Genomic DNA, 12,808 nt, shown 5'->3' on the forward strand with positions numbered 1-12,808 from the left:
GAACAGACCCCGTACTCGAGTCTCGACTCGAGAAGAGATCAGAAGGATTTTCGCCCATGAGCGAAATGAACGAATCATCGAACAAGCAGCATGATGCACCCAGCCCCTCCCACGAGATGGCGGGGGTCATGCTCCAGCGCGAGCGCGAACGCCAGGGGCTTGGCATCGAGGATGTCGCGCTGCAGTTGAACCTGCGTCCGATCGTCGTGACCGGCATCGAAGAGGATCGCTTCGACCAGGTCCCGATCGCCGCCTATCGACGAGGCTACGTGCGTGCCTACGCGCGCCTGCTAGGGATGGACGAGTCACGGGTCGTCGGCGCCTACGATACCACCCACGGGCGAGGCGACATGGAGCGCAAGCTGGCACCGGTCCATACCTCGCGCCCGCCTTCCCGGGCCGGCGTCTGGATTTTCCGCCTGTTCACCCTCCTGGTGATCATCGGCCTGATCTCGCTGACGCTGCTCTGGTGGCAGAGTCGGGAAGGCAACGAGATCTTCGGTGGCGGCAGCGACGACAGTCCGATCGCCGTCGATCGCCTGAACGGCAACGATGCCAATGCCGACGCCGCGAATTCCGGCAGTACCGCGATGACACCCAACACCGATACCCAGCTACCGCCGGTGCCCACTCGGCAGGATACGCCTTCGTCCGGGTCGGACAGCTCGAGCTCGCTGAACGACGCCACGCTCACCGGCACCGGCAGTGATACCGAGGCCGGCACTGGCGTCTCCGCATCCGCGGAGACGACGACTCCGGATGCCGATGCTCGGCAGGCCGAACAGGTCGGCTCGGCGGCGGACGACGTGATTTCGGCGCCGTCCGAAGACGCCGCGGCGACAGATACGGCGACCCCGGCCGCGACGAACGACGACACGCTCTCCCTGACTTTCAACCAAGAGTCATGGACCGAGATCTATGATGCCAACGACGACCGAATCTTCAGCGGTCTGCAGTCCGCCGGCAGCCAGGCAAGCGCCGAGGGTGAACCGCCCTTCCGCCTGACCATCGGCAACGCCAGTGGCGTGACGCTCGAATACCGCGGAGAATCGGTCGACCTGAGTCAATACACGGGCGGCAACAACGTTGCCCGCTTCACCCTGGGAGACTGAGAAGCGCCATGCATACGCCATCTCCGATCACCCGCCGTCTCTCTCGACAAATCCATGTCGGCCATGTGCCTGTCGGCGGCGGTGCCCCCATCGCCGTACAGAGCATGACCAACACCGACACCAACGATGTCGCCGCCACCGTCGCGCAGATCCAGCGTCTGCAGCAGGCCGGTGCCGACATCGTGCGCGTCTCGGTGCCGGACATGGATGCCGCCGAAGCTTTCGGCAAGATCAAACGTCAGGTCAGCGTACCACTGGTGGCCGACATCCATTTCGACTACAAGATCGCCCTGCGGGTGGCCGAGCTCGGTGTCGATTGCCTGCGCATCAACCCCGGCAACATCGGCCGCGAAGACCGTGTCCGTGCGGTGGTGGATGCCGCGCGCCATCACGGCATCCCGATCCGTATCGGCGTCAACGCCGGTTCGCTGGAAAAGGATCTGCAGAAGAAATACGGCGAACCGACCCCGGAAGCGCTGGTCGAGTCGGCCATGCGCCACATCGACCATCTCGACCGGCTCGATTTCCCCGACTTCAAGGTCAGCGTCAAGGCCAGCGACGTGTTCATGGCCGTGTCGGCCTACCGGCTGCTGGCCAAGCAGATCGAACAGCCGCTGCATCTGGGCATCACCGAAGCCGGCGGCCTGCGTTCCGGGACGGTGAAGTCCTCCATCGGCCTGGGAATGCTGCTGATGGATGGCATCGGCGACACGATTCGCGTCTCGCTGGCCGCCGATCCGGTCGAGGAGATCAAGGTCGGCTTCGATATGTTGAAGAGCCTGAAGCTGCGCGCCAAGGGCATCAACTTCATTGCCTGCCCCAGCTGCTCGCGCCAGAATTTCGACGTCATCGCGACCATGAACGCGCTCGAGGAGCGTCTCGAAGACATCATGACGCCGCTCGACGTCTCGGTGATCGGCTGCGTGGTCAACGGCCCCGGTGAAGCCAAGGAAACCGACATCGGCCTCACCGGCGGCAGCCCGGCTAATCTGGTCTACATCGATGGCAAGCCGGCCAGCAAGCTGCGCAACGATCATCTGGTCGACGATCTCGAAGCGTTGATCCGCGCCAAGGCCAAAGAGAAAGAGAGCCGCGCCGGCGACCTGATTGCACGAGAAGCCTAGCAAGTGCGCGCGAAGCTTGAGTGTACGTGGAGCAAGAAAGCGCGCGCAGAGCGTAAAGGCACGCAGGCGAAGCGTGACGGAATTCCCGTGAGGCTTGGCACCTCGCGATCCACAAACAGAGAGTCACCGACGAACGCCCAGGCAGGCTGCCTGCGGCGTTCTGCTATAGGCAGGAGTATCAGTTGAGCAACAAAATACAAGCCATTCGCGGCATGAACGATCTGCTGCCGGATCAATCCCCCGCATGGCAGTACGTCGAGCGACAACTGCGCTCGCTGGTGGACCGTTACGATTATCGCGAGATCCGCACGCCGATTGTCGAGCAGACCGCGCTCTTCGCCCGCTCCATCGGCGAAGCGACCGACGTGGTCGAGAAGGAGATGTACACCTTCGACGACCGCAACGGCGAAAGCCTGACACTGCGCCCGGAAAACACTGCCGCCGTCGTGCGCGCCGCCATGGAGCATGGCCTGCTGCACAACCAGACGCAGCGGCTGTGGTACATGGGGCCGATGTTCCGCTACGAGCGCCCGCAGAAAGGCCGCTATCGCCAGTTCCACCAGATTGGTATCGAGGCTTACGGCATGACCGGGCCCGATATCGACGCCGAGATCATTCTGCTGTCCGCCCGCCTGTGGCGTCAGCTCGGCATGGCCGAGCACGTGACGCTCGAGCTCAATTCGCTGGGCTCGCCGGAAGCCCGGGCGAACTATCGCGACTCCCTGGTCGCCTACTTCGAGTCCCATCGCGAGATTCTCGACGAAGATTCGCAACGGCGGCTGAAGACCAACCCGCTGCGGATCCTGGACTCCAAGAATCCGGACATGGCGGACATGCTCGCCGGGGCACCACAGCTGCTGGACCACCTCGACGAGGAGTCCCGGGTGCATTTCGAGCAGTTGAAGTCGACGCTGGATGCCGCCGGTATCGGCTACCGCATCAACCCTCGACTGGTACGCGGTCTCGACTACTACTCGCGTACCGTATTCGAGTGGACGACCACCGCACTTGGTAGCCAGGGCACGGTCTGCGGTGGCGGGCGCTACGACGGCCTGGTCGAACAGCTCGGCGGCAAGCCGACACCGGGCGTCGGCTTCGCTATCGGTCTCGAGCGCCTCATGCTGCTGCTGGAAACCCTCGATCTGATCCCCGAAGATGCCAAGGGCGGTGCCGATGCCTACCTGCTGGCGATGGGCGATGCCGCCGAGCGCGAGGCGCTGCTGCTGGGCGAGCGCCTGCGTGACGCTCTGCCCGCGCTGCGGCTTCAGGTACACTGCGGCGGCGGTAGCTTCAAGAGCCAGATCCGGCGTGCCGATCGCAGCGGCGCCCGGGTAGCGCTGATTCTCGGCGAGGACGAAATCGCCAAGGGCCGGCTGACGCTGAAGCCACTGCGTGACGACAGCGAACAACAGACACTCGAGCTGGACGACGCCATCGCCTGGCTCGCACGGCTTTCATAGCGCCCCGACGCTGGCGCTAACCGTAGCTCGTAGCTCGTAGCTCGTAGCTCGTAGCTCGTAGCTCGTAGCTCGTAGCTCGTAGCTCGTAGCTCGTAGCTCGTAGCTCGTAGCTCGTAGCTCGTAGCTCGTAGCTCGTAGCTCGTAGCTCGTAGCTCGTAGTCAATAGTGTAAGGAGACCGCCCGTGGCGGAGCTTAGGACCGAAGAAGAGCAGCTGGACGCGATCAAACAGTGGTGGAAGTCCAACGGAAGCGCCCTGCTGGTGGGCATCGTCATCGCCGCGGCCGGCGTGTTCGGCTGGCAGGCGTGGCAGCGTTACCAGGAAGGCCAATCCGCCGAGGCCTCCAATGCCTACCAGCAGCTGATCGCGATCGCCAGCAGCGACACCCTCGACGACAACGCCCGCACCCAGGCGTTCGACCTGGCCGACGGCCTGCAGAGCGACCACGGCGATACGCTCTATGCCGATCTGGCCGGCCTACTGGAAGCCAAGATCGCGATCAATGCCGAAGACAACGAACGCGCCCGCCAGGCGCTGAACGATGTCGTCGCCAACAGTGACCGCCCCTACATGCAGAGCCTGGCGCGCATCGACCTCGCACGCCTGCAGATTGCCGGCGACGATGCAAAAACCGCCCTGACGACCCTCGAGGAGAGCGTGCCGAGCGCACTGGAAGCGCAGCGCCAGAATGTGCTCGGTGATGCCTACGTCGCGCTCGAACGCCCCGAGGATGCGCGTAACGCCTACCAGCAGGCGCAGAGTCTGGCGCAGGATGCCGACCAGACCCTTTACGGCCTGCAGCTCAAGCTAGACGATCTCGGTGCGGAGGACGCCACCTGATGAAATTGACTCACCTACTTCTGCCGCTGGGGTTGACCGCGACACTGCTGGCCGGCTGCGCCGGCAGCGTCGAGCCGCAGTATCCGCCCAAGGAACTCCAGGACTTCACGCCCAAGGTCAGCCTCGACGAGCGCTGGGACCAGGGAATCGGCGAAGGCCTGGGTCGCGCCCGCTATCCGCTCACCCCCATCGTCGATAGCGGCACCATTTATGCCGTCGACGAAACCGGTGACCTGCGCGCCATCGACACCGACAGCGGCGAAACCCGCTGGGAAGTCGAGCTGGGCACGCCCATCTCCAGCGGCATCGGCGCCGACAGCAGCCGTCTCTATATCGGCACCCGCAACGGCGAAGTGCTGGCCATCGATCGTGAAGACGGCAGCATCGACTGGAAATCGCGTGTCTCCAGCGAAGTGCTGGCCGCCCCCCAGGTCAACAGCGAGCTGGTCGTCGTACAGAGCGTCGATGGCGCCGTCACCGCGCTCGACCGCCTGAATGGCAACGAGCAGTGGGTCTACTCCAGTTCCCAGCCGGCATTGACCCTGCGCGGCACTGGCGCGCCTCGTGTCATCGAACCGGTCTCCTTCGCCGGATTCGCCAACGGCCGCCTGGTGACGCTGGACAACCGCAGCGGTCAGCCACTGTGGGACATGCGCGTCGCCGTCCCGCAGGGCCGCACAGAAGTCGACCAGCTCGTCGATCTCGACGGCCAGCCGGTGCTGACCCAGGATGGCCGCCTGTTCGTGACCAGCTACAACGGCCGTCTGCTGGCACTGGAAGCCACTTCCGGCAAGGTACTGTGGGAGCATGAAGAGTCCAGCTACCTGACCCCGCTGGTGGTCGGCAACTATCTGTTCACGGTCAACGAAGCGAGCCATGTCATCGCGATCGAGGCCGACACCGGCCGCGTGATGTGGGACTCCGACACCCTCGAAGGCCGTTCGCTGACCGCGCCCTCGTTCGTCGACGGTAACATCGCGGTGGGCGACTACGAAGGCTATATCCATCTCATCGACGCCTCGACCGGCGAAATGAGTGGACGAGTGGAGATCGGCGGCGACGGGCTGACGCTGCCGCTGTTGACCGGCAATCAGCGACTCTACGCGCTGAGCAACGACGGCACCCTCGTCGCCTACGACCTCGAGACGCTTTCCGATCGGAACTGATCGGCATCGGATGATTGCCCATCGGCCCCGCCTCGGCGGGGCCGATTGCGTTATGGAAGGCGGCATCGAGAGGTTCGGACTTCACGCTTCTCGCATGCTAGAATGCCGGGCTATTAGCATCGATCGTACCGGGTCACCCGACCCCTCCCTCCGATCGTCCACCTTGTCACCGCCCTTTTGCGAATCGCCATGAATCCCGTTATCGCCCTGGTTGGCCGACCCAACGTCGGCAAGTCGACGCTTTTCAACCGCCTGACACGCACCCGCGATGCACTGGTGGCCGATTTCCCCGGTCTGACCCGCGACCGCAAGTATGGCAGCGGCCAGCTCGGCGACAAGACCTACACCGTCATCGATACCGGCGGCATCAGCGGTGACGAACAAGGCATCGATGCAGCCATGGCGGAGCAGTCGCTGACTGCCATCGACGAGGCCGATATCGTGCTGTTCATGGTCGACGGGCGTGCTGGCTTGATGCCGGCCGATCAGGCGATCGCCAATCACCTGCGTGTGAATCAGAAGAAGACCTGGCTGGTAGTCAACAAGACCGACGGGCTCGAAGAGCAGACTGCAATGGCCGACTTCTGGGCCTTGGGTCTGGGCGACCCACACCCGATCGCCGCAGCGCATGGGCGTAACGTCACCACGCTGATCGACGAAGTGCTGGCGCCCTTCCCCGAGCGCGACCCGGACGCCGGGCCCGCCGGCAATCATCCCGGCATTCATATCGGCGTCATCGGTCGTCCCAATGTCGGCAAGTCGACGCTGGTCAACCGCATGCTGGGAGAAGACCGCGTGGTCGTCTTCGACGAAGCCGGCACCACCCGCGACGCCATCGAGATCCCCTTCGAACGCCGCGGCAAGCCCTACGTGCTGGTCGATACCGCCGGCGTACGGCGTCGCAAGAACGTCAGCCTGATCGCCGAGAAGTTCTCGATCATCAAGACGCTGGAAGCGATCAAGGAGTGCCATGTCGCGATCATGGTACTGGATGCGCGCACCGGCCTGGTGGAGCAGGATCTGCACCTGCTGGACTACGTGCTGAGCAGCGGCCGCGCGCTGGTGCTGGCGGTCAACAAGTGGGACGGGCTGGAAAGCGAAGCGCGGGACAAGATGCGCTCCGACATCAAACGACGCTTGGGATTTGCCGACTATGCCGAGATGCACTTCATCTCGGCGCTGCATGGCACCGGCGTCGGCGATCTCTACAAGTCGGTCGACAAGGCCTTCGACAGCGCCAACAGCCACTGGTCGACCAACCGCCTGACCTCGATCCTGCAGGATGCGGTCAGCGAGCATCAGCCGCCGATGATCCATGGCCGTCGCCCCAAGCTGCGCATGGCGCACCAAGGCGGCAGCAACCCGCCGATCATCGTCGTTCACGGCAACCAGACATCATCCCTGCCGGAAGCCTACAGGCGCTATCTCACCAATACCTTCCGCAAGGTATTGAAGGTGCGCGGCACGCCGATTCGCTTCGAGTTCCGCTCCGGCAACAACCCCTACGACAATCAGGCCGGCGCCAGCGATCGCGAAAAGGCGCGTGGACGGCAGCTGAGCCGGACCCGCGAGGCGCGCAAGAGCCGCCGCGGGCGCTGACGAACGTACCCGGCGGGAGCATCGTATTCCGTCGCACGGCGGCCAGCCGCGCAGGGTGTCAAGGCGTGGCTATCCGGGTCTGATTGCGTCCGGCCTGCTTGGCTTCGTACATCGCCTTGTCGGCAGCCTCGAGCAGCGCCTCGGCGTTCGGCCACTCCCGGGTGCTGGCAACGCCAGCGCTGAACGTCGCGTGAAAGACCTCGTCCGCCGCCACGCATTCGAGCTGGGAAAAGCTGATTCGAATGCGTTCGATAGTCTCGCGCGCGTTCTCCAATTGACAGGATGGCAGCACGGCAACGAACTCCTCGCCGCCGTAGCGTCCGACATGGTCTACCCGGCGCAGACGCTGGCGCAGCAGATTGGCCAGCAGGCGAATGACATAGTCGCCGGTGCCATGACCATAGGTATCATTGATCGACTTGAAGCGATCGATATCGATCATCACGACGCAGGCGCCCGCCTGCGTCCTCTGGCTGCGCGCCACCTCGAGTTCGATCAACTCCTTGATCGCCGGATGCTTGATTAGGCCGGTGAGCCCGTCGCGAGCCAGCGCCATGCTGAGCTGGCGGGATCGCTGTGCTCGCGCTGTGACCGCGGAAACCAGCGCCATGTCCCCAATGGGCTTGACCAGGAAATCGTCTCCCGCCTGGGCCAGTGCCTGGGCCTGGCGATGGACGTTCGACTCGGCCGAAAGGTAGATGAGCGGGATCTTCAGCCAGTCGTCATCGAAGCGAATGATACGAGCCAGTTCCGGCCCGGAGCAGCCCGGCATGTTGATATCGATCAGCACCAGATCCGGCACGATGTCCCGCAGCCCGATCAAGACATCGCGGGGATCGCTGATCACCCGGGACTCGATGCCGGCCTGTTTCAGCGTCAGCCGGAAATGCTCGGCCAGTTCGATGTCATCGTCCACGATCAGGACCCGATAGGGATCCTGCTGGGGCAGGTTGATCAAATACCGCAAGCGGTGCTCCAGCGAGGGCACGTCCACCGGATGCATGAAGAACCCCTGCGCGCCATTGCGAACGGCGTCCAGGCGTGTCTCGAAGTCGCCGGCGGCGCTCAGCACGATCAACGCCGCCTCGGGAATCGCTCCAACGGCCGGCTTCCAGACGTCGTATTCCACCTTGGCGGTGTCGACGATAGCGATATCCGGCCGCCAATCGGCGCCGATCTCCCGAGCGTCGAGATCGCGACACTCGTAACCGAACCCGCTCAACGAGCGAATCAGCTCACCGGTATCGCCATCGGCCAGCACGGCAACCCGTATCGCTCGCTCGCCGCTGGCCAGCGGATGGCTGTCGTCGGGCTCGGTCATACCCGCTATCTGCATGCGCTCCAGGTTTCGGTAGCTGTTCGACAAACGGTCGTGGAGCGCCGTCAACATCTGGAGCGTCGGCTGGCTACTGCCCTCGATCAACGTCTGCAGCCATACCTCCATCTCGCGAGCGTCCTGGCTCAAAGCCGCATAGCCGAAGGTACCGGCGGAACCCGCCATACGATGCAGCCCCTGGCGCAGCGTTTCGAGAGAGTCGGCCTTGACCGCAGTCTGGTGTTCGCTCAGCTCCCGGGTCTGCGCCATCATCGTCTGCAGATCGTCCCGTAGCCGGCGGCCGTATTGCTCGCGCAGTGCCGCCAGCCGTGCCTGGACGTCGACATCAGTCATGCGAATGCTCCCAGATCTTGCGCAACTGTTCCGCCAGCGTCATTGGATCGAAGGGCTTGATCAAGACATCCAGCGCACCGATGGAAAGATAGTGCTCGATCTCGCTGGGCTGGACCTTGGCAGTCATGAACACTACCGGGATCGACTGCGTGGAGGGCTGTTCGCGGAGTTTTGCCAGGGTCGTGGGTCCGTCGATCCCCGGCATCATGACATCGAGCAGAACCAGATCCGGCTGCCACTCGTGGGCACGGGCGATTGCCGCCTGGCCATCGTCGCAGCTCGTGATCTCGAGTCCGCCGACGACCTCTAGCGCCAGCTTGGTCACTTCCTGAATCGAGATATCGTCCTCGACGTGCAAGATACGTTGAAGGGGTTTCATTTTCAGTGCTCGTTCTCCTGATCTTCGTCCGGCGGTGCACCGGCGCCATGAAGCTGGCGCTCGAAAGCTTCCCTCAATGCCTCGGCCGAAAGCCCCGGCTTGGCAATCGCCGTCTTCACGCGCCCCAGCAAGGTCGGCGCCAACGCTTCTTCGGACAGAATGACGACGGCCGGCTGCTGGACCAATTGACTCAACAGCGGAATCACCTCCCAGCCCGGGCCCCGCGAGGCCGTCAGATCCAGCGAAATCAATCCGTACTCATTGCTGTCGAGCAGATAGCGGGCTTCCTGCAGTGAACGGGCCACGTCCAGGGTCATGCTCGACGCGACCTGCCCGGCGACACGATGAGACAGTTCGGGGTCGCTTTCGATATGCAGGATGCGTTCGCGTGGCGGTCGCAGACTCAGCGAACTGCGAAGCACGCTCGACAGGCGCTGCTCATCGAAAGGCTTGACCAGCCAGTTCACCGCTTCCAGCCGACCGCCAATCTCCAGTTGCCCCTCCTCCGCGGTCGCCGATACCACCAGCACGGGAATGTCCCGGGTCTGCGGCTGCTCCCGCAACTGGCGCAGCAGCGTCAAGCCGTTACCGTCGGGCAGCATCAGGTCGAGGGTGATGGCGTCGAAGCTACGGCGCTCGAGCCATTTCATCGCATCGTTCATGGTATGCGCAACCTCGGCCCGATATCCCCAGTGCCGCACCAGCGTGGCCAGCAGCGCCGCCGTGTCCGGGTCGTCTTCCACGATCAGCAGCCTTGAACCGGAGAAACTGGCTTCGGCCGCTTCGTCGACCTCGTGGGTCGATACCTGATCCATGGCCTCTTGGGGCAGGTCGAAGCACGGCAGCTCGACGAAGAAGCAGGCGCCATGCCCCGGCTCCGAGAAGAAATTGATCGATCCGCGCATGCGCTCGACGAGCTCGCGGGTGATCGCGAGCCCAAGCCCGGTACCGCCCTGCTTTCGCGTGCTCGAGGCATCCGCCTGGGAAAATTTCTGGAAAATGCGCTCGTGGAACTCTTCGGGTATTCCCGGCCCGCTGTCGATCACGCTGATGCGAACGCGATCGGCGATTGACTCGACACGCACCTCGACCTGCGTCTCCGGCGGAGAGAATTTGGCAGCGTTGGAGAGCAGGTTGCTCATCACCTGCTGGAGACGCATGGCGTCGACATTGACCCCGGCGTCATCCAGCCGCTCGGTGATCACGAGCCTCGTGCGGAACTGGGCGGCATACGCCTGATTGGAATCGATGGCCTGATCGATCAGCGGCATCAGCGGCTGCTCCTGCATCTGGAACGCCATCTTGCCCGCCACCAGTTTCTCTATGTCGAGCAGGTCGTTGATCAGCAGAATCAGACGTTGCGCATTGTTGTGGGCCGTGACGAGCATACCCCGCATGGCTTCCGGCGGCGTTCCGAGGGCTCCGCCCTGGATCAGACCCAGCGCGCCGGAAATCGAGGTCAAGGGCGTGCGCAGCTCGTGGCTGACGGTGGAGATGAACTCGCTCTTGAGACTCTCGTCACGCTTGCGCGCGGTCACGTCATGCAGGAATCCGTGCCATATCGTTCCGCCATCGGACTCGCGCTCGGGGATGGACTGGCCGGAGAGCCAGATGAAATCACCATTGTCGCGGCGCACGCGATATTCGCAATTCCAGGGCGTCAGATCACGTTCCGACTCTTTGACCGTAAGAATCAAACGCTCGAGGTCGTCTTCGTGAACCAGCGCAAAAACCTGGGAGGCATCCGCCGCCGCTTCTTCCGGCGTCAAGCCGTAGAGCTCCTTGATGGCGTCACTGGCGTAGGGAAACGAGGGGCGACCCTCGGGATCCTGGCGATACTGATAGATCAGGCCGGGGGTCTGCGAGGCAATCTTGGTCAAGCGATGGCTCAATTCCTCGCGCGCCTCGATCTCCTTCCAGCGAGAGAGCGTGGACCCTACCCAGCGGGCCAACAACCTCACGAACTCCTGCTCGGCTTCGTCGAAAGAACTTTCCCGTACGGTATCACTGCTGAAACCGAGCGTGCCGTAACGCTGTCCGTTCACCCATAGTGGCGCGCCGATATAACCCTTGAACGCATGTACGACACGACAAGGATGCTCACCATGACCCGCCTCGTCGGCATCAGCGAATGCCACGACGTCATCGGCCTGGAGCGTAAACTCGCAGAACGTCTCCCGCACATCGAATGTCTGGCCTGATTTGAGGATACCGCCCGGGGAGTGTGCCGACTCGACGTGATAAATCCCGTTCTCGATATGGCTGACGATACCGAAGGGCATGCCGAGAAAGCGACAGCCTGCGTCGAGCGCGTGGTCGATGAGTTCGAGAAAGGACGTGTTCTGCAACGCGGCGATATCATTGAGCGTTTGCAGCGCCTCCTTCTGATTTTTCAGGCGCCGATGGCTCTCCATCATTGCATGACGGGTGACTCGTCGCGTTCCCCATAACAGGAATAGCAGACAGCTCTCGGCGATCAGCCATGCCACCCCCCAGCGTAACCAGGTGTCGACCACCAACGCATCGCGATGGTCGAGTTGCGCGGTAATATCTTTCCAGACCGCCACGGCGGTGACCGGTGTGCCGTCTTGGCTGCCGCTCGCCTGTAACGGTATCAGCGAAAGCAGATAGCCGGTGCCGTCCTCGTCGTGAACGACCCGATGAGCGGGCTCGCCTGGCTTCATGACGGGGAGATGCCCGGCGGTCAGCCATCGCTTGATCAGAGGCTGCCGGGCATCGCCGACCCACCACGCGCCTTCACCGCCCGGCGCGCCCGCTGGCAGCGCTGTATCCGACAAGCCCGAACCCGAAACGCCATGGCCCTGATCTTGGCCACGGCGGGCGTCTTCGACTGATACATCCCTATCTTGAATATCGACGTCCTGGGTATCGTGGAACAGTACGGCAACACCGCCACCCAGCTGCTCGCCGAGCTTTTCGACGTCAGTGATGACACCGAACTCGATCTCGAGCAGTCCCGATGCCTGCGGCTGCGTATCGCCACTCGAGGGCACCAGCACCGGCGCGACACCCGCGGTGGCAGCGCGATGGCCATCGCTGGCGACGCCGGCTTGCGCGCGCTGGGTCTGCAGTGCGCTCTGCGCCAGCCACCGACCGGCTTCCGGCGTATCATCGAAATGCTGGGGCGCCTGCATGCGCAGGAATGTGGTCAGTTCGCCTTGATGCTGGCGATAGACATTCAATGCCTCGGCGGAGCCATCCTGCAGCGACTGCCAGTAGGGCGAAAGCCGCGAGCGCAGTTGCTGACGCAGCTGATCCAGCTGCCCGGGCTCGCCGCTGTCGGCAGCGCGAGCCAGCAGCTCCCGTACCACGGGGTCGGCGGAGAGCGTCGAAGCGAGTAGTTGAACGCGTCGCTCCAGCCCGGCCCGGGAGGCGCGGATGGTGATTCCCTGTTCCTGCGACTGAAAGCGGGGTATACGGATTTAATGGTTGATGGGGC

Annotated in this window: 9 protein-coding genes; 6 read left to right on the forward strand and 3 right to left on the reverse strand. The window is 63.5% G+C overall.

Annotated elements, in window-relative coordinates:
- Positions 1 to 56 precede the first annotated feature (56 nt).
- The 6 genes from ACWHY3_RS13305 (at position 57) to der (ending at position 7,300) form a co-directional block, all read left to right on the forward strand.
- Entirely contained in the window at positions 57 to 1,112 is a 1,056-nt protein-coding gene (locus tag ACWHY3_RS13305; RefSeq protein ID WP_256961310.1) for a RodZ domain-containing protein, read from the forward strand.
- 8 nt (positions 1,113 to 1,120) lie between these two features.
- A complete protein-coding gene (gene ispG, locus ACWHY3_RS13310) occupies positions 1,121 to 2,236 on the forward strand; it encodes a flavodoxin-dependent (E)-4-hydroxy-3-methylbut-2-enyl-diphosphate synthase (RefSeq protein ID WP_448126722.1) in 1,116 nt (371 codons plus the stop codon).
- Between the two features lie 182 nt (positions 2,237 to 2,418).
- Entirely contained in the window at positions 2,419 to 3,696 is a 1,278-nt protein-coding gene (gene hisS, locus ACWHY3_RS13315; RefSeq protein WP_448126723.1) for a histidine--tRNA ligase, read from the forward strand.
- A 182-nt stretch (positions 3,697 to 3,878) separates the two neighbouring features.
- Complete coding sequence (locus ACWHY3_RS13320) at positions 3,879 to 4,535, forward strand: YfgM family protein (RefSeq protein WP_071229919.1); 657 nt, start codon at positions 3,879 to 3,881, stop codon at positions 4,533 to 4,535.
- Positions 4,535 to 5,701, forward strand: a complete 1,167-nt coding sequence (gene bamB, locus ACWHY3_RS13325) for an outer membrane protein assembly factor BamB (protein ID WP_303856103.1) — start codon at positions 4,535 to 4,537, stop codon at positions 5,699 to 5,701. The genes ACWHY3_RS13320 and bamB overlap by 1 nt, the downstream gene beginning before the upstream one ends.
- Positions 5,702 to 5,890: 189 nt before the next feature.
- On the forward strand, positions 5,891 to 7,300 hold the full coding sequence (der, locus tag ACWHY3_RS13330; RefSeq protein ID WP_303856104.1) for a ribosome biogenesis GTPase Der: 1,410 nt from the start codon (positions 5,891 to 5,893) through the stop codon (positions 7,298 to 7,300).
- A 58-nt stretch (positions 7,301 to 7,358) separates the two neighbouring features.
- Here der and ACWHY3_RS13335 read toward each other — a convergent pair whose 3' ends face one another.
- From ACWHY3_RS13335 to ACWHY3_RS13345, 3 genes are read right to left on the reverse strand one after another with little or no spacing between them, the layout of a single operon-like run.
- The gene (locus ACWHY3_RS13335) at positions 7,359 to 8,969 is read right to left on the reverse strand and encodes a diguanylate cyclase (protein WP_332780264.1); all 1,611 of its coding nucleotides are present in this window, start codon (positions 8,967 to 8,969) and stop codon (positions 7,359 to 7,361) included.
- Positions 8,962 to 9,348 carry a response regulator gene (locus tag ACWHY3_RS13340; protein WP_087719987.1) on the reverse strand — a complete coding sequence of 129 codons (387 nt, stop codon included), beginning with the start codon at positions 9,346 to 9,348 and terminating at the stop codon, positions 8,962 to 8,964. The genes ACWHY3_RS13335 and ACWHY3_RS13340 overlap by 8 nt, the downstream gene beginning before the upstream one ends.
- A gap of 2 nt (positions 9,349 to 9,350) precedes the next feature.
- A complete protein-coding gene (locus ACWHY3_RS13345; RefSeq protein WP_332780209.1) occupies positions 9,351 to 12,680 on the reverse strand; it encodes an ATP-binding protein in 3,330 nt (1,109 codons plus the stop codon).
- Between the last annotated feature and the right edge of the window lie 128 nt (positions 12,681 to 12,808).

The sequence above is a fragment of the Salinicola sp. NYA28a genome, assembly GCF_976982775.1.